Annotated in this window: 15 protein-coding genes and 1 tRNA gene; 6 read left to right on the top strand and 10 right to left on the bottom strand. The window is 63.7% G+C overall.

The annotated features are described in order from the left end of the window. Positions 1-8 precede the first annotated feature (8 nt). On the bottom strand, positions 9-887 hold the full coding sequence (gene dapA, locus D6Z43_RS26610) for a 4-hydroxy-tetrahydrodipicolinate synthase (RefSeq protein WP_120654965.1): 879 nt from the start codon (positions 885-887) through the stop codon (positions 9-11). A gap of 178 nt (positions 888-1,065) precedes the next feature. Between dapA and D6Z43_RS26605 the strand changes: the two genes are divergently transcribed. Together D6Z43_RS26605 and D6Z43_RS26600 are read left to right on the top strand one after the other, a co-directional pair. Further along, positions 1,066-1,623, top strand: a complete 558-nt coding sequence (locus D6Z43_RS26605) for a glycine cleavage system protein R (protein ID WP_120654964.1) — start codon at positions 1,066-1,068, stop codon at positions 1,621-1,623. Positions 1,624-1,636: 13 nt separating this feature from the next. Beyond that, positions 1,637-2,110, top strand: a complete 474-nt coding sequence (locus D6Z43_RS26600; RefSeq protein WP_120654963.1) for a peroxiredoxin — start codon at positions 1,637-1,639, stop codon at positions 2,108-2,110. 91 nt (positions 2,111-2,201) lie between these two features. On the opposite strand, the gene D6Z43_RS26595 is transcribed toward D6Z43_RS26600, so the two are convergent. Continuing rightward, positions 2,202-3,272: an AI-2E family transporter gene (locus D6Z43_RS26595; protein WP_120654962.1), complete on the bottom strand. Its 1,071-nt coding sequence runs from the start codon at positions 3,270-3,272 to the stop codon at positions 2,202-2,204. Between the two features lie 36 nt (positions 3,273-3,308). Next, the gene (locus D6Z43_RS26590; RefSeq protein WP_120654961.1) at positions 3,309-3,560 is read right to left on the bottom strand and encodes a sulfurtransferase TusA family protein; all 252 of its coding nucleotides are present in this window, start codon (positions 3,558-3,560) and stop codon (positions 3,309-3,311) included. Between the two features lie 156 nt (positions 3,561-3,716). Here D6Z43_RS26590 and D6Z43_RS26585 point away from each other — a divergent pair, with 156 nt between their 5' ends. Beyond that, complete coding sequence (locus tag D6Z43_RS26585; RefSeq protein ID WP_120654960.1) at positions 3,717-5,150, top strand: M48 family metalloprotease; 1,434 nt, start codon at positions 3,717-3,719, stop codon at positions 5,148-5,150. Between the two features lie 75 nt (positions 5,151-5,225). On the opposite strand, the gene nadA is transcribed toward D6Z43_RS26585, so the two are convergent. From nadA to D6Z43_RS26570, 3 genes are all read right to left on the bottom strand, one after another. Next, positions 5,226-6,284, bottom strand: coding sequence for a quinolinate synthase NadA (nadA, locus tag D6Z43_RS26580; protein WP_120654959.1), 1,059 nt, complete (start codon positions 6,282-6,284; stop codon positions 5,226-5,228). A gap of 230 nt (positions 6,285-6,514) precedes the next feature. Further along, complete coding sequence (locus tag D6Z43_RS26575; RefSeq protein ID WP_120654958.1) at positions 6,515-7,912, bottom strand: MFS transporter; 1,398 nt, start codon at positions 7,910-7,912, stop codon at positions 6,515-6,517. A gap of 242 nt (positions 7,913-8,154) precedes the next feature. Continuing rightward, positions 8,155-9,105, bottom strand: a complete 951-nt coding sequence (locus D6Z43_RS26570; RefSeq protein WP_120654957.1) for a LysR family transcriptional regulator — start codon at positions 9,103-9,105, stop codon at positions 8,155-8,157. A 129-nt stretch (positions 9,106-9,234) separates the two neighbouring features. On the opposite strand from D6Z43_RS26570, the gene D6Z43_RS26565 reads away from it, so the two are divergent. The 3 genes from D6Z43_RS26565 to D6Z43_RS26555 all read left to right on the top strand — a co-directional run bounded on the left by D6Z43_RS26565 (position 9,235) and on the right by D6Z43_RS26555 (position 14,017). Continuing rightward, the gene (locus tag D6Z43_RS26565; protein WP_120654956.1) at positions 9,235-10,416 is read left to right on the top strand and encodes a fumarylacetoacetate hydrolase family protein; all 1,182 of its coding nucleotides are present in this window, start codon (positions 9,235-9,237) and stop codon (positions 10,414-10,416) included. Positions 10,417-10,463: 47 nt separating this feature from the next. Further along, positions 10,464-12,248: an IlvD/Edd family dehydratase gene (locus D6Z43_RS26560; protein WP_120654955.1), complete on the top strand. Its 1,785-nt coding sequence runs from the start codon at positions 10,464-10,466 to the stop codon at positions 12,246-12,248. Between the two features lie 185 nt (positions 12,249-12,433). Next, the gene (locus D6Z43_RS26555) at positions 12,434-14,017 is read left to right on the top strand and encodes an aldehyde dehydrogenase (NADP(+)) (RefSeq protein ID WP_120654954.1); all 1,584 of its coding nucleotides are present in this window, start codon (positions 12,434-12,436) and stop codon (positions 14,015-14,017) included. Between the two features lie 136 nt (positions 14,018-14,153). Here D6Z43_RS26555 and D6Z43_RS26550 read toward each other — a convergent pair. The 4 genes from D6Z43_RS26550 to ybgF form a co-directional block, all read right to left on the bottom strand. After that, a tRNA-Lys gene (locus D6Z43_RS26550) sits at positions 14,154-14,229 on the bottom strand. A 58-nt stretch (positions 14,230-14,287) separates the two neighbouring features. Further along, positions 14,288-14,962, bottom strand: coding sequence for a 7-cyano-7-deazaguanine synthase QueC (gene queC / locus D6Z43_RS26545; RefSeq protein ID WP_120654953.1), 675 nt, complete (start codon positions 14,960-14,962; stop codon positions 14,288-14,290). 70 nt (positions 14,963-15,032) lie between these two features. Continuing rightward, positions 15,033-15,680, bottom strand: coding sequence for a 7-carboxy-7-deazaguanine synthase QueE (queE, locus tag D6Z43_RS26540; protein WP_120655375.1), 648 nt, complete (start codon positions 15,678-15,680; stop codon positions 15,033-15,035). Between the two features lie 125 nt (positions 15,681-15,805). Beyond that, a complete protein-coding gene (ybgF, locus tag D6Z43_RS26535; RefSeq protein ID WP_120654952.1) occupies positions 15,806-16,630 on the bottom strand; it encodes a tol-pal system protein YbgF in 825 nt (274 codons plus the stop codon). Position 16,631: the final 1 nt, after the last annotated feature.

Below are 16,631 nucleotides of genomic sequence, written 5' to 3'. Positions count from 1 at the left end.
TCCTTGGATTAGGCAAGTAGGCCGGACTGGCGCATGGCTTGGCGCAGAGGCTCATGGCAACGCGGGCTGAGCCAGGTCAACGGCAGGCGAATGCCGTCGGGAATCAGACCCATTTCGTGCAGGGCGAATTTCACCGGGATCGGGTTCGATTCGATGAAAAGAGCCTTGTGCAGCGGCATCAGCTTGTCATTGATGGCGCGAGCGGCTTCGGCTTCGCCACGCATGGCGGCAGCGCAGAGATCAGCCATGGCGCGCGGGGCAACGTTGGCGGTAACCGAGATATTGCCCTTGCCGCCCATCAGCATCAGTTCGACGGCAGTAGCGTCGTCACCGGAATAAACGAGGAAATCCTTGCTGACTCGGTTCAGTACTTCCTGGCCGCGCTGCAGGTCGCCAGTGGCTTCCTTGATGCCGATGATGTTGCCGATCTTCGACAGGCGCTCAACGGTTTCCGGAAGCATGTCGCATACGGTACGGCCGGGAACGTTGTAGAGAATCTGCGGAATGGCCACGGCTTCGGCGATATGGCGGAAGTGCTGGTACAGGCCTTCCTGCGTCGGCTTGTTGTAGTAAGGGGTCACCAGTAGGCAGGCATCGGCGCCGACTTGCTTGGCAGCAGCGGTCAGTTCGACCGACTCACGAGTGGAATTGCCACCGGTGCCGGCGATTACCGGGATGCGGCCATTGACCTGGTCGACGACGCGGCGGATCACTTCGACGTGCTCGTTGACGTCGAGTGTGGCGGACTCGCCCGTGGTGCCGACGGCGACTATGGCGTTGGTGCCCTCTTGAAGATGGAAGTCAACGAGTTTGGAAAGGCTGTCCCAGTCCAATTGACCCTGCGCATCCATGGGCGTAACCAGTGCCACCATACTGCCCGCAATCATGCAACCGCTCCTGCCGGAAAAAGTGAGCCGTAATGGTACTGTCGGCTCTGGCCTTGCACAAGGTGAACGCAAGCGCCGTCAGGCGGTTACAGCATTTCCCTCGGCGACGCTTTTCGCTAACCTTCCCCGTTTGAACAGTGTGGCCTCGGCCGCCCTCCCCTCGCTCTAGGAATGCTGCATGTCCACCACCCCGCCCCGCGAACAATTCCTTTTGATCAGTGCCCTGGGCCGCAACCCGATGGAGCTGACCAACGTGCTGTGCCGCGCCAGCCAGGAAAACCGCTGCGCCGTGGTCAGCAGCCGCCTGACCCGCCACGGCGAGTTCAGCGCCCTGGTGCTGCAAGTTTCCGGTAGTTGGGATGGCCTGGCGCGCCTGGAGTCAGGTGTGGCGGCATTGGCCAAGCGCCATGGCTTTACCGCCAACATGACCCGCAGCAGCGCCATGGAAACTCGCCCCCAGGCACTGCCCTACGTGGCCTACATCAGCGCAGCCTATCGCCCGGACATCCTCAACGAGCTGTGCCAGTTTTTCATCGATCACCGTGTCGAGCTGGAAAACCTCACCTGCGATACCTACCAGGCACCGCAGACTGGCGGCACCATGCTCAACGCCACGATTACCGTGACTCTGCCCGCCGGCACCCAAATCAGCTGGCTGCGCGACCAGTTCCTGGACTTCGCCGATGCACTGAACCTGGACGCCCTGATCGAACCCTGGCGCCCGCAACACCCCTGAGGAGCAAGCAGACATGGCCGTTTCCCTGAACCAACCCGTCGCCGACTTCACCGCCCAGGCCACCAGCGGCCTGGAGATCAGCCTGTCCGCGCTCAAGGGCAAGCAGGTAGTGCTCTATTTCTACCCGAAGGACAGCACCCCCGGCTGCACCACCGAAGGCCAGGGTTTTCGTGACCGGCATGCCGCCTTCCTGGCTGCGAACACCGCCATTTTCGGCATCTCCCGCGATGGCATGAAGTCTCACGAGAACTTCAAGTGCAAGCAGGAGTTCCCCTTCGAGCTGATCTCCGACAAGGATGAATCGCTCTGCCAGCTTTTCGACGTGATCAAGCTGAAGAAGCTCTATGGCAAGGAGTACATGGGCGTGGACCGCAGCACCTTCCTGATCGACAAGGACGGTGTACTACGCCAGGAGTGGCGCGGCGTGAAGGTACCCGGTCACGTGGATGCGGTGCTCGCCGCTGCCGAGGCGTTAAACAAGGGCTGACCCTGCCCCAATGAGAAAAGGCCGCAATCGCGGCCTTTTTCGTTTATCCGATCAAGGGATGTGCGCATGGAAATGCGCTTTCCAGACCCATTTACTGCGCCATGGCATTTCTCGGGTCGGCTCGCGGCCAGGCATCCAGTACAGCCTTGAACAAGGTAGCCAGGGGAATGGCGAAGAACACCCCCCAGAAGCCCCAGAGTCCGCCGAACAGGAGCACGGCGCAGATGATCGCCACCGGGTGCAGGTTCACTGCTTCGGAGAACAGCAACGGCACGAGGACATTGCCGTCCAGGGTCTGGATCACGGTGTAGACCACCATCAGGTAGATGAACTGGTCGCTCCAGCCCCACTGGAACAGGGCAATCAGGGCGACCGGCACGGTTACCACCACGGCGCCGATGTAGGGCACGACCACCGAGAGCCCCACCAGCAGGGCCAGCAGCGCCGCATAGTTCAGGCCAAGCCAGACGAATGCCACATAGGTCACCGATCCGCAGATGACGATCTCGATCACCTTGCCTCGAATGTAATTGGCGATCTGGATGTTCACTTCGTCCCAGACCTGCGTCATCAATCCGCGTTCGCGTGGCAGGTAGCCGCTGATCCAGCGCCCGATCATCACCCTGTCCTTGAGGAAGAAGAACACCAGGATCGGCACCAGGACCAGGTAGATCATGATGTTGACCAGCAGCGGCAGGCTGGACAGGGAGAAGGTCAGTGCCCACTGGCCGAACTTGGCGACTTCACTGCGGGTCACCTCGATGGCCTTCAGTACCTGCTCATCGGTCACCAGATGCGGATAGCGCTCGGGCAGGAGCAGCAGCAACGACTGCCATTCGCCAAGCATGCCTGGCAGCTCCTGGAACAACTTGCTCAACTGTTGCCAGAGCAACGGCACCAGCACGCCGAGAATCAAGGCCAGGGCACCGATGAACAGCGCGAAGACGATCCAGACCGCCAGCGTTTGCGGCAGTCGCAGACGCTCCAATAGGTTGACCAGCCCCTGCATGAGGAACGCCAGGACCATGCCCGCCAACACAGGCGCCAGCATGTTGCCAAGAGTCAGAACGATCGTGAAGCCGAGAACGAGGACCACAGCCAGCACCACGGCTTCTTCATCAGAGAAGTAGCGCTGGACCCAATCGCGAAGCACCTTGAGCATCAGAAATCCTTGAAAGACCCACTCGACAAGCCGTGGTCAGGCCTTGCGCAACCAGTAGCGGAATACGCCGTCTTCGACCTCTTCACGCAGCAACTGGTGCCCGGCCAATTGTGCGAAGGCGCGGAAATCGCGCTGGGAACCAGCGTCGGTAGCGATCACCTTGAGCACCGCTCCGCTGTTCAGGCGATTGAGCTCGAGCTTGGCCTTGAGCAGGGGCAAGGGGCAGTTCAGGCCACTGGCATCCAGTTCGACGTCGAAATCATCGGTTCGACTGGCAGCGTCAGTCATGGTGAGTCTCCGGAAGGGCGCCTGGCGGGTCGCTCGGGAAGGTCGCGGGGCGGGAATACTTGAGCGGGCGGTTAGGATACAGAAGGCAGAGCTCCGCTGGCCAGCCAGCAGCGCCGGAGGCTACAGTTAGGCCTTTGCCGCCAACGAGCCCAGTGCATGAATCTTCTGCGCCCCACTCTGCTGACGCTTGCCTGTTTTCTCGCTCCCCCCCTCATGGCCGACGACCTGCCGTCGCTGGGGGACTCCAGCTCTTCGATCGTCTCTCCGGAACAGGAACATCAACTCGGCCGCGCCTGGCTGAGTCTGCTGCGTGGCCAAGTGCCGCAACTCAATGACCCGCAGCTTAAAGACTACGTGGAGACCAGCGTCTATCGCCTGGCCGAAACCAGCCAGTTGCAGGACCGCCGCCTGGAGTTCGTCCTGCTCAATAGCCCGCAATTGAACGCCTTCGCCGCCCCCGGCGGGATCATCGGTGTCAACGGCGGTCTCTTCCTCTACGCCCCTACCGAAGCCGAGTACGCCTCGGTACTGGCGCACGAATTGGCGCACTTGTCGCAACGCCACTTCGCCCGTGGCGTAGAGGCCCAACAGCGCATGCAGATTCCGGTGATGGCTGCGATGCTCGCGGGCATCGTTGCCGCCGCAGCCGGCGCTGGCGATGCCGGCATGGCCGCGATCATGGGCACACAGGCCGCTGCCATTCAGGAACAACGCCGCTTCTCCCGGCAGAACGAACAGGAGGCCGACCGCATCGGTCTGCTCAATCTGGAAAAGGCTGGCTACGACCCGCGCGCCATGCCACGCATGTTCGAACGCCTGATGCGTCAGTACCGCTATGACGCCAAACCGCCGGAATTCCTCCTCACCCACCCGGTGACCGAGAATCGTATCGCCGACACGCGCAACCGCGCCGAACAGTTGCCGCCGGGGGGCGTCGAGAACAGCCTGCGCTACCAGCTGATGCGCGCTCGCGTGCAACTCATGTTCGAGGAGACCCCGGGCATCGCTGCCAAGCGCTTCCGCGCCCAGCTCGACGAAGACCCGAAGCTGGACGCAGCCCGCTACGGCCTGGCGATCGCCCAGATCAAGGGTGGACAGCTCAATCAGGCTCGCGACAACCTGGCGCCGCTCCTGGCCAAGGCGCCGAACGAGATCGTCTACAACCTGGCTCAGGTCGACCTCGACATCACCGCCAATCGATTGCCTGATGCCCAACAGCGCGTCGACCGCCTGCTCGCGCAATACCCCAATAACTACCCGCTGAAACAGATGCGTAGCGACCTGCTGATCAAGCAGAACAAACCGAAGGACGCCGAGAAGGTGCTCGACGGCCTGCTCAAGAGCCGGCCGAACGATCCGGATGTGTGGTACCAGGTGGCGGAAGTGCGTGGCCTGGCCGGCAATACCATTGGCCTGCACCAGGCCCGCGCCGAATTCTTCGCCCTGGTGGGCGACTACGATCAGGCGATCGAGCAGTTGGACTTCGCCAAGCGTCGCGCCAGTGGCAACTTCCCGCTTGCCGCACGCATAGACGCCCGCCAGCAGGAACTGGCTGAGCAACAGAGGATGCTTAAACAGATGATGCGCTGATCGCCGCATCAAGCCCCAGGCTCAGCCCAGATACAAAAAAGCCCGGACGAGTCCGGGCTTTTTCATGGAGAGGAATCAGGCGTTACCGGCCTGTTTCATTCGTGCAGCCTGGGTGAAGTCCAACATTCGCTTGAGCGGTTTGATCGCCTTCGGAACCAAGGCCGGATCGACGAAGATTTCGTTCGTGCCTTCGCGCAGGCATTGCAGGGTGCGCTCCAGGGTGTTCATGGCCATCCACGGGCAGTGGGCGCAACTGCGGCAGGCCGCGCCATTGCCAGCTGTGGGGGCCTCGATGAACTGCTTGTCCGGGCACAGCTGCTGCATCTTGTAGAAGATGCCGCGATCGGTTGCGACGATGAACATCTTGTTCGGCAGGGTCTGCGCCGCTTTGATCAGTTGGCTGGTGGAACCGACCGCGTCGGCCAGCTCGATCACCGCTTCAGGGGATTCAGGGTGCACCAGCACCGCTGCATCCGGATACAGCGCCTTCATATCCTGTAGCTGCTTGGCCTTGAACTCTTCGTGAACGATACAGGCACCATCCCAGAGCAGCATGTCGGCACCGGTTTCACGCTGTATGTATCGGCCCAGGTGCTGGTCCGGTGCCCAAATGATCGTTTCGCCGTTGTCCATCAGGCTCTCGACGATCTCCAGCGCACAACTGGAAGTCACCACCCAATCGGCACGTGCCTTCACCGCGGCCGAGGTATTGGCGTAGACCACCACGGTGCGCTCGGGATGCTGGTCACAGAACGCCGAGAACTCGTCCACCGGGCAACCCAGGTCGAGGGAGCAGGTGGCCTCCAGGGTCGGCATCAGCACGCGTTTTTCCGGGTTGAGAATCTTCGCGGTCTCGCCCATGAAGCGCACGCCGGCAACCACCACGGTCTGCGCCGAATGCTGGTTGCCGAAGCGGGCCATCTCCAGGGAGTCGGAGACGCAACCACCGGTTTCCTCAGCCAGCGCCTGGATCACCGGATCGCAGTAATAGTGCGCGACCAGTACCGCGTCCCTGGCCTTCAGCTCAGCAGCAATGGCGGCACGGTAGTGCGCCTCCTCCTCGGCCGTCAGCGGCTTGGGCTGCTTGGCGGCAAGATGGGCCTGGACCAGAAAGCGTTCGGAAAGCTGTGTCATGGGAGCTGAACCTGCGAGCGCGATGGCGCGAAAACAATTATACATCCGCCTATACAGCCAAAGGGCCACGGGAGGGCGGCGGATAATAACGCAGATTTGGCGGCGTCGGCACAACGCTGGCAAGCGCCGTCTGTCTGTCGTAGCCGGCCCTGGGCGGACAGCCGCCCCCCTGGAGAAACGCAAAGGCCCGCCTGGAGGCGGGCCTTGTGGTCAGTGGCGAGCCCCAGGGCTCATGCTTGGCTCACCGCCATATCCCCTTCCGTCTGGCATGCGGGCCGGCGTTCGGCGGACCTGCCGAGCATGCTGGCGGGAATCGCCAGGATCAGGCCACCGCTGACGAACAGGCACAGGGCCAGGACGTAGGTGCCGTTGTTGATGTCGCCGGTCAGGGATTCCGCCATGGCGGTGATCATCGAGCCGGTGAAGCCGGACAGGTTGCCGAAGGCGTTGATCATGCCGATGCCGGCGGCTGCGGCGACACCGGAAAGCACGCTGCCCGGCAAGGTCCAGTAGATCGGCATCAGGCTGAGGATGCCCGAGGCGGCCACGGTGAGGAACAGCACCGAGAGCACCGGGCTGTGGGCGAACACGGCGCTGAGGATCAGCCCGGTGCCGCCGATGAAGGCCGGAATCGCCGCGTGCAGCCGGCGCTCGCCGGTGCGGTTGGAGTGCCGGGCGTTGAGCAGCATCGCCACCAGCGCCACACCATAGGGAATGGCGGTAAGCAGGCCGATGTGCAGGGTGTTGGTAACGCCGGTGCTCTTGATGATCGACGGCATCCAGAACGCCAAACCGTAGAAACCGGTATTGAAGGTCAGCAGGATCAGTACCAGCAGCCACACGCGCGGGTTGAAGAACACCTCGCCCAGGCGTGAGGCCTTACCTTGGTCGTCCTGCTTGAGGTTGGCCTTGAGCACGGCCTTTTCGGCGGCCGACAGCCACTTGGCCGAATCGATACCGTCGCAGAGGAAGGTGAACACCACCACGGCCATGACGATCGACGGCAGGCCTTCGATGAGCAGCATCCACTGCCAACCGGACAGGCCGTGCACACCATTCATGGAGGTCATCAGCCAGCCCGATAGCACGCCGCCCAGGGTCAGGCTGATGGGCAGGGCGATCAGGAAGCCGGACATCACCCGGCTCTGCCGGTGGGTCGGGAACCAGTAGTTGAGATAGAGGATGACCCCGGGGAAGAAGCCGGCTTCGCAGATACCGAGCAGGAAGCGCAGCACATAGAACATGGTGCTGGCCTCGACGTGGAAGAACGCCGCCAGGGGCGCTGTGAAGGCCACGGCCATCGACACCACGGCCCACGTAATCATGATCCGGGTGATCCAGAAGCGCGCGCCGAAGCGATGCAGCAGCAGGTTGCTGGGAACTTCGAAGATGAAATAGCCCCAGAAGAACACGCTGGCGCCGAGGGCATAGACGGTATTGCTGAATTGCAGGTCGCCGAGCATGTCGAGCTTGGCGAATCCGATATTGACCCGATCGAGATAGGCCGCGATGTAGCACAACAGCAGGATGGGCAGCGTACGCAGGATGACCTTGCGATAGAGCCGGTCCTCGCTGGCGAGGTCAGGAGCGCCAACGGGGGCGTGCGAGTGTTCTGGGACTCTTTGCATTGTGCTAACCCTTAGGCACGTGACATGCCTGATTGTTGTTATTAACAGGGTCGCCGATTGCGCATTTCACCTGCGCTGATCGCCCTGGCGCTGCCCTGCCCACGGGAGGCGTGGCGTGCAGCGGACGGCGTGGACAGGCGGGCGTTCTGACCAATCGAAAGCGATGGCCGCTAATCTAGGTGACCGATCGATGCAATCCCAATGGCATTTTTGGATTAATCGATAACGCAGGGTTATTGATTTTAGTCTTGGGCTACCTGCGTACGGCGGGCGTTCTCCAGCAGGATCTCGGCGAACTCCAGGGCGCGCCCCACCAGCGGCTCGCCCTTGCGGGTGAGAATGCCGTAATCCTGGGGCGCCAGGTACAGCGGAGTGTCCAGGGTTTTCAACGAACCGCTCCTGAGGTGCGGCTCCACCATCACGCGGGGCAACATGCCGATCATCGGGCCGCTCTGCAGGACCTGGAGGAAGGTCTGCATGGAGATGGTTTCGATGGTGTTGCGCGGCTCGGCGACCTGGGCCTTGGCGAAGGCATCCTCCATGCGCCCACGGATCGGCGTGCCCTTGGGATAGAGAATCCAGGGCCATTCCACCAACTCCTGCAGGGACATGGGCCCAGCCTCGCAGAGCGGATGGCGGCTGTTGACCACGATGGAGAACGGCTCCGGCGCCAGGGCGCGGAAATCGTAGCGCCGCTGCTGGCCCTGCTCGGTGAACCGACCGATGGCCAGGTCCAGGGTGTGCTCCTCAAGCATTTCCATCAGGTGATCGCTGGTCTGCTCCACCACTTCTATCGCCAGCAGGGGCCAGCGCTGTTTGATCTGCACTATGGCCTCCGGCAGCACCACTGCAGTGGCGGCGAAGATGGCCCCGACCTTCAGGTGGCCGTGGCCGCCGGAACTCAGGTTGTTGATCTGCTCGACGAAGCTGCGAGCGTCGTTCAACGCCAGCTGGGCGTAGCGCAGCACCTGCTCGCCCAGCGCGGTGGGCGTCATGCTGCGCGGCTGGCGCTCGAAGACGGCGAAGCCCAGCAGGCTTTCGATTTCCTTGAGCATCTTGCTCAGGGCCGGCTGGCTGAGGCTCATCTGCTGGGCGGCCAGGTGCATGTTGCGGGTCCGACCCAGGGTATCGATGAGCACCAGGTGCCTGAACTTGAGCCAGCTGCAGAAGGTCGAGAACGACAGGTCCGACATGGTGCTTCCACGATGGGATGAATGGGACTACCCAATAACCAACGGTTATCGAATATTGAGAATATGCCATTGGAGTTTATCTACGCCACCACCTAGCGTGCAGGCTTCACGCATCAGGAAGCTTTCACCATGTCGATCCGCCTCACGCCTGCGAACACCCTGCCCGTCGATGGCCTGTCCGCCACCCTGGTTGGCCGCGCCTGGATTCCCGGTCCGGTGCCAGGCCCCTCGCCCATCGTGCTGCGCGCCGATGGCGTCTTCGACCTGTCCGGACGTTTCGCCACCCTCAGCGAGCTGCTGGAGCTGGACGCACCGCTGCAGGCATTGCGCCAGACCCCCGGCACCTTCCTGACCAGCATCGAGGAGCTGTTGGCCAATAGCGGCGCGGATGCCGACCCGGAAAAACCCCACCTGCTGGCCCCTCTGGATCTGCAGGTGATCAAGGCCGCCGGCGTGACCTTCGCCGCCAGCATGGTGGAACGGGTGATCGAGGAAAAAGCCGGTGGCGATGCGGCCCTGGCCGAAGGGGTGCGGGCGATGGTGCGCGAGGTGATCGGCGACAACCTGCGTTCGATCCGGCCAGGCTCCGAGCAGGCGCAACGCCTGAAGGAAGTGCTCATCGAGCGGGGCATGTGGTCGCAGTACCTGGAAGTCGGCATCGGCCCGGACGCCGAGATTTTCACCAAGGCGCCTGTCCTCGCCGCCGTGGGCAGCGCCAGCCTGATCGGCGTCCACCCGCATTCGCAATGGAACAACCCGGAACCCGAGGTGGTACTGGCGGTCAACAGCCGTGGCCAGATCCACGGCGCCACCCTGGGCAACGATGTCAACCTGCGGGACTTCGAGGGACGTAGCGCCCTGCTGTTGAGCAAGGCCAAGGACAACAACGCCTCCTGCGCCATCGGGCCCTTCATCCGCCTGTTCGACGAAGGTTTCGACCTGGATGCGGTGCGCCGCTGTGTGGTGGACCTGGAAGTCCAGGGGCTCGATGGTTATCAGATGCGCGGTTCCAGCTCGATGGAGCAGATCAGCCGCGATCCGCTGGAGCTGGTGGCGCAGACCGTGAATCGCAATCACCAGTATCCTGACGGCTTCATGCTGTTCCTCGGCACGCTGTTCGCACCCACCGAGGACCGTGACCACCCTGGCGCCGGCTTCACCCACAAGCCCGGTGACCGCGTCAGCATCAGCAGCCCGCTGCTGGGCGGACTGCACAACGAAGTGACCCACAGCGACGCAGCCCGGCCCTGGACCTTCGGCCTCGGCGCCCTGATGCGCAACCTGACCGCACGCGGACTGCTGCCACGCTGATCCCAGCTCCGCGCCGGCCGCCCCACCAGAACAAGAGAGCAACGCCCATGACATCGACTACCGTACGCCGCCTGCGCAGCCAGCAATGGTTCGACGACCCGGCCCACGCCGATATGACCGCGCTCTACGTCGAGCGCTACATGAACTACGGGCTGACCCGTGACGAGCTGCAGTCCGGCCGCCCAATCATCGGCATCGCCCAGACCGGCAGCGACCTGGCGCCCTGCAACCGCCACCACCTGGAGCTGGCGCAGCGGGTCAAGGCCGGCATCCGCGATGCGGGCGGCATTCCTATGGAATTCCCGGTGCATCCGATCGCCGAACAGAGCCGCCGGCCCACCGCGGCCCTGGACCGCAACCTGGCCTACCTGGGCCTGGTGGAAATCCTCCACGGCTACCCACTGGACGGTGTGGTCCTGACCACCGGTTGCGACAAGACCACCCCAGCCTGCCTGATGGCGGCGGCCACCACCGACCTGCCGGCCATCGTGCTCTCCGGCGGCCCTATGCTCGACGGCCACCACAAGGGCGAGCTGATCGGCTCGGGCACCGTGCTCTGGCATGCCCGCAAGCTGCTGGCGGCGGGGGAAATCGACTACGAAGGTTTCATGGAAATGACCACCGCGGCGTCCCCCTCGGTGGGGCACTGCAACACCATGGGCACGGCCCTGTCGATGAACGCCCTGGCCGAGGCCTTGGGCATGTCGCTACCTGGTTGCGCCAGCATCCCGGCACCCTATCGCGAGCGTGGGCAGATGGCCTACGCCACCGGCAAGCGCATCTGTGACCTGGTCCTGCAGGACGTGCGACCGTCGCAGATCATGACCCGCGAAGCTTTCGAGAACGCCATAGCCGTGGCCTCGGCCCTGGGCGCCTCGAGCAACTGCCCGCCGCACCTGATCGCCATCGCGCGACATATGGGTGTGGAGCTGACGCTGGATGACTGGCAACGCGTCGGCGTCGATGTGCCGCTACTGGTCAACTGCATGCCGGCGGGCAAGTACCTGGGCGAAGGCTTCCACCGCGCCGGTGGCGTGCCGGCGGTGATGCACGAATTGCAGAAAGCCGGACGCCTGCATGAGGCCTGCAACACGGTCAGCGGCAAGCGCATCGGTGAGATAGTCCGCGACGCCGCCACCAGCAACGCCGACGTGATCCTGCCCTACGAGGCGCCCCTCAAGCACGGCGCCGGCTTCATCGTGCTGTGCGGCAACTTCTTCGATAACGCCATCATGAAAATGTCGGTGGTGGGCGAGGCGTTCCGAAAGACCTACCTGTCCACCCCCGGCGCGGAGAACAGCTTCGAGGCGCGGGCCATCGTCTTCGAAGGACCGGAGGACTACCACGCGCGCATCGACGACCCGGCCCTGGACATCGACGAGCGCTGCATCCTGGTGATCCGCGGCGCCGGCACAGTGGGCTACCCCGGCAGCGCCGAGGTGGTCAACATGGATCCGCCGGCAGAACTGATCAAACGCGGCGTCACCTCCCTGCCCTGCCTGGGCGACGGACGTCAGAGCGGTACCTCGGCCAGCCCCTCCATCCTCAACATGTCGCCGGAAGCGGCGGTCGGCGGCGGCCTCGCCCTGCTGCAAACCGACGACCGACTGCACATCGACCTCAACGCCCGCCGGGTCGAACTGCTGGTGGACGCGGGTGAACTGGAGCGTCGTCGGCAGAACAGCAAACCCAGCATGCCGCCGTCGCAAACGCCCTGGCAGGAGATCTACCGGCAGATGGTCGGCCAGCTGTCCACCGGCGGCTGCCTGGAGCCGGCGACCCTGTACATGAAGGTGATCACCAGCAACGGCGAACCGCGTCACTCCCATTGAGGTCGGGAGGCAACCCCTCCCTCTCGCACCCGACCAACCGCAGGCACGCCCCTCCCCCTACGAGGGGGACGGGCGCTTTTTCATCTGGACTAGTCTGGGCGCCGCATTCGACGGCTGCCATGCCTCGGCCCACACGGCCGGGGCCTCCCTTCGATCCCAACCTCGCCCCCGGGCAGGAGAACCCCATGCTCAATCTGATTGGCCACAACTACATCGGCGGTGCCCGCCGAGCCGCAGGCGACATCACCCACCATAGCCTCGACGCGGGCACCGGCCAGGCGCTGCCCTACCGCTTCATCCAGGCCACTCCGGAGGAAGTTGACGCCGCCGCCGAGGCTGCGGCGGCCGCCTATCCGAGGTTCCGCAATCTGTCGGCAGTGCGCCGCGCCGAATTCCTCGACGCCATCGCTGACGAGCTGGACGCCCTGGGCGACGAGTTCATCGCCCTGGTGACCCGCGAAACCGCACTGTCGACAGCGCGTATCCAGGGTGAGCGTGGCCGCACCAGTGGCCAGATGCGTCTGTTCGCCAAGGTGCTAAGGCGCGGCGACTTCCTCGGGGCGCGTATCGACCGCGCGCAGCCCGAGCGTCAGCCACTGCCCCGTCCGGATTTGCGCCAGTATCAGATCGGCGTTGGTCCGGTCGCCGTGTTCGGCGCGAGCAACTTCCCCCTGGCCTTCTCCACTGCCGGCGGCGACACCGCTTCGGCCCTGGCCGCCGGTTGCCCGGTAGTGTTCAAGGCGCACAGTGGGCACATGGCGACCGCCGAATGCGTTGCCGATGCCATCATTCGCGCGGCGCAAAAGACTGATATGCCGAAAGGTGTGTTCAACATGATTTTCGGCTCCGGCGTGGGCGAAGCGCTGGTCCGGCATCCGGCGATCCAGGCCGTCGGCTTCACTGGCTCGCTCAAAGGTGGCCGGGCCTTGTGCGATCTGGCAGCCGCACGCCCGCAACCGATCCCGGTGTTCGCGGAGATGTCCAGCGTCAACCCGGTGGTGGTACTGCCCGGCGCGCTGCAGGCACGCGGCGCGACCGTGGCCAGGGAACTGGCGGCTTCGGTGGCGCTAGGCTGCGGCCAGTTCTGCACCAACCCCGGCCTGGTCCTGGGCATCCGCTCGGCGGCGTTCAGCGACTTCCTGGCCCAACTGGGGGACGCCATCGCCACGCAACCAGCGCAGACCATGCTCAACCCCGGCACCCTGCGCAGCTACGCCGCCGGCGTCGCCCGCCTGCACGCCAACGCACAGGTCAGCCATCTGGCCGGTACCGAGCAGAACGGCCAACAGGGCGTACCCCAACTGTTCAAGGCGGATGTGGACATGCTGCTGAGCGGCGACCCCCTGCTGCAGGAGGAGGTGTTCGGCCCGACCACCATTGTGGTGGAGGTCGCCGACCGCGACGAACTGACCCGCGCGCTGCGGAGCATGCACGGGCAACTGACAGCCACCCTGATCGCCGAACGGGACGACCTGCTGGCCTACCGCGAGCTGATCGGCTTGCTGGAAGAGAAGGCCGGGCGCGTACTGCTCAACGGCTACCCCACCGGTGTCGAGGTCTGCGACGCGATGGTGCATGGTGGCCCCTACCCGGCGACTTCGGATGCCCGTGGCACCTCGGTGGGTACCTTGGCAATCAACCGATTCCTGCGCCCGGTGTGCTACCAGAACTATCCGGACGATGTCCTGCCCGAGGCCCTGCGGGACGCCAACCCGCTGGGCATCCTGCGCCTGGTGGATGGCGTCTACAGCCGCGACGCGCTGAACTAAGCCCTTGCTGCTCTATGCCGCGCTGGCAACGGCGCGGCATCGGTGCCGCCGGGAGCGAACGAGAGCAATGGGCGGGGGCGAATACTGGGAGGCGGAAACGTAAAAGCCCGCCTTTTTCAAGGCGGGCTTTTGGAGATGGTGGGTCGTGTAGGATTCGAACCTACGACCAATTGGTTAAAAGCCAACTGCTCTACCGACTGAGCTAACGACCCAACGCGAGGCGCATGATACTGATTTTATTCAGGAATTCAACACCCCTCGTGAAAAAAATTACTGGTAGCGGGTCGGATCCTCAACACCGGCAGCGGTGAAGCCTGCCGCACGCAGCCGGCAGCTGTCGCACTTGCCGCAGGCGCGGCCGTCGTCGTCAGCCTGGTAGCAAGACACCGTTAACCCGTAGTCCACGCCATGACGTAGCCCAGCACGGACGATGTCGGCCTTGCTCAGGTTCTGTAGCGGCGCCTGGATTCGGAATCCATTGCCTTCCACACCAGCCTTAGTGGCCAGGTTGGCCATGCGCTCGAACGCTTCGACGAATTCGGGGCGGCAATCCGGGTAGCCGGAATAGTCGACTGCGTTGACACCGATGAAGATGTCGCGCGCGCCCAGCACCTCGGCCCAACCCAGTGCCAGCGACAGGAACACGGTATTGCGCGCCGGCACATAGGTCACTGGAATACCTTCGGTCGGGCTTTCAGGCACGTCGATTGAGGCGTCCGTCAGGGCCGAGCCACCAATTCCATTCAGATTGAGACCGATCACCTTGTGCTCCACCACGCCCAACTGGCGGGCGACGCGCTCCGCCGCATTCAGTTCGGCGCGATGACGCTGGCCGTAATCGAAACTCATGGTGTAGCAGGCGTAGCCTTCGGCGCGGGCCAGCGCGACTACGGTGGCCGAATCCAGGCCCCCGGACAGCAGGATGACCGCTTTTTTCTCGCTCATGGGATATCCCTCGAAATCGGCCTACCCCGCACGCAAGGCGCTGGGAGGCAAGGTGCGCAATGGAGCCGGATCAGTGACCCGGTTCGTCGTTCCAGAGGATTTTGTGCAACTGCAGCTGCAGGCGCACTGGCAGGTTGTCGGCGACGATCCAGTCCGCTAGGTCGCGGGCACTCACCTCCTTGTGACTAGGAGAGAACAGCACCTCACCGGCGCGCTGGTCGAGGCGGTACTCGATCAGCTTGGACACCGCCCAGTCATAGTCCTCGCGGGAGCAGATGACGAACTTCACCTGATCATTTGCCGTGAGGTGGGCAATGTTTTCGTAGCGGTTACGACCGACTTCCGCCGAGCCCGGAGTCTTGAGATCAACGACCTTGCTCACTCGAGGATCCACAGCGGAGACATCGAGCGCACCGCTGGTCTCGATGGACACCTCATAGCCGGCGTCGCACAAATGCTGCAGCAGCGGGATGCAATTCGGCTGGGCAAGCGGCTCACCACCGGTGACGCAGATATAGCGCGGCTTGTAGGCGGCGACGCGTTCGAGGATGGCGTCGAGCGTCATGATCTCACCGCCATTGAAGGCGTAGGCGGTGTCGCAGTACTGACAACGCAGGGGGCAGCCGGTCAGGCGCACGAAGACCGTCGGCAAGCCGGCGGTACGTGTTTCCCCCTGCAACGAGTAGAAAATCTCGGTAATTCGCAGGGTTTGATGCATATCAGCCACGGGCGTGACGGCGAAACAGGCCATCCGCCTCCGTTGCGGGAATGAAGGTTTGGGGCGGCGATTCTAACGAAAAAACCCGCGGCTGGCGCGGGTTTTCGTGATCTGGAGGCAGAACCTCAGGGCAGGCGCTGCAGGTCGCGCTGGGCCAACTGGGCGGCCGAGCTGCCAGGGAACTGGCTGACGACCTGCTGGAGAATGGTCTTGGCCTTGTCGGTGTTACCCAGGCGCTGCTCAACATCCGCCAGCTTGTACATGGAGTCCGGCACTTTCGGGTGCTGTGGATAAGCCTGGCCAACGCGGGCAAAAGCCTGGCTGGCGCCTTGCAGGTCGCCCTTGGCGAGGTTTACCTCGCCCAGCCAGTACTGTGCGTTGCCAGCATATTGGCTGTTCGGATACTTGCGCAGGAAAGCGGTGAAGGCCTGGCTGGCCTTGTCGAAATCCTTTGCTTTGATCAGGTCGAAGGCAGCGTCGTAGTAGAGCTTTTCCTTCGCAGGGTCGCCCGGTTCGCTGCTGGCAGCCGGTTGCTGCGCCGGGGCGGCTGGGGCGCCGTTGGCTGCAGGTGCGCCAGCGGCAGGGGAATTCGGAGATACCGGCGCGCCGGCTGCGGCACCACCGGAAAGACGGCGATCCAGATCCTGGTATCGCTCCAGGCTTTCCTGTTTCAGGCGCTGGACTTCGTACTGCTGCTCTTCGAGCATGCCGCGCAGGCGAGCGATCTCTTCCTGCATTTGCTGCAGCTGCATGAACAGCTCGCCCTGCGCGGAGACAGGGGCCGCGGGGGCCCCGGTCCCTGCGTAGGCGGCACCAGTCGTGCCGTAACCGGCCGGAGGGTAACTGCCACCGTAACCGGCGTCGTTATCCACAACGGGAACCTCAGCCAGAGCCGCGAACGGCAGGCTGGAGAGGGCCAGGATGGTCAGAGCACGACTGGACTTGCGCATA

Origin of the sequence: Pseudomonas sp. DY-1, assembly GCF_003626975.1 — a bacterium.
Classification (GTDB): Bacteria; Pseudomonadota; Gammaproteobacteria; order Pseudomonadales; family Pseudomonadaceae; genus Metapseudomonas.
The sequence above is the reverse complement of the archived record's forward strand: the minus strand, read 5'-3'. Positions and strand labels throughout refer to the sequence as shown.

What these genes read in the sequence shown, in the direction of transcription:
- dapA (WP_120654965.1), bottom strand. Translation starts at nt 887, where the DNA reads ATGATTGCGGGCAGTATGGTGGCACTGGTTACGCCCATGGATGCGCAG.
- D6Z43_RS26605 (WP_120654964.1), top strand. Translation starts at nt 1,066, where the DNA reads ATGTCCACCACCCCGCCCCGCGAACAATTCCTTTTGATCAGTGCCCTG.
- D6Z43_RS26600 (WP_120654963.1), top strand. Translation starts at nt 1,637, where the DNA reads ATGGCCGTTTCCCTGAACCAACCCGTCGCCGACTTCACCGCCCAGGCC.
- D6Z43_RS26595 (WP_120654962.1), bottom strand. Translation starts at nt 3,272, where the DNA reads ATGCTCAAGGTGCTTCGCGATTGGGTCCAGCGCTACTTCTCTGATGAA.
- D6Z43_RS26590 (WP_120654961.1), bottom strand. Translation starts at nt 3,560, where the DNA reads ATGACTGACGCTGCCAGTCGAACCGATGATTTCGACGTCGAACTGGAT.
- D6Z43_RS26585 (WP_120654960.1), top strand. Translation starts at nt 3,717, where the DNA reads ATGAATCTTCTGCGCCCCACTCTGCTGACGCTTGCCTGTTTTCTCGCT.
- nadA (WP_120654959.1), bottom strand. Translation starts at nt 6,284, where the DNA reads ATGACACAGCTTTCCGAACGCTTTCTGGTCCAGGCCCATCTTGCCGCC.
- D6Z43_RS26575 (WP_120654958.1), bottom strand. Translation starts at nt 7,912, where the DNA reads ATGCAAAGAGTCCCAGAACACTCGCACGCCCCCGTTGGCGCTCCTGAC.
- D6Z43_RS26570 (WP_120654957.1), bottom strand. Translation starts at nt 9,105, where the DNA reads ATGTCGGACCTGTCGTTCTCGACCTTCTGCAGCTGGCTCAAGTTCAGG.
- D6Z43_RS26565 (WP_120654956.1), top strand. Translation starts at nt 9,235, where the DNA reads ATGTCGATCCGCCTCACGCCTGCGAACACCCTGCCCGTCGATGGCCTG.
- D6Z43_RS26560 (WP_120654955.1), top strand. Translation starts at nt 10,464, where the DNA reads ATGACATCGACTACCGTACGCCGCCTGCGCAGCCAGCAATGGTTCGAC.
- D6Z43_RS26555 (WP_120654954.1), top strand. Translation starts at nt 12,434, where the DNA reads ATGCTCAATCTGATTGGCCACAACTACATCGGCGGTGCCCGCCGAGCC.
- queC (WP_120654953.1), bottom strand. Translation starts at nt 14,962, where the DNA reads ATGAGCGAGAAAAAAGCGGTCATCCTGCTGTCCGGGGGCCTGGATTCG.
- queE (WP_120655375.1), bottom strand. Translation starts at nt 15,680, where the DNA reads ATGCATCAAACCCTGCGAATTACCGAGATTTTCTACTCGTTGCAGGGG.
- ybgF (WP_120654952.1), bottom strand. Translation starts at nt 16,630, where the DNA reads ATGCGCAAGTCCAGTCGTGCTCTGACCATCCTGGCCCTCTCCAGCCTG.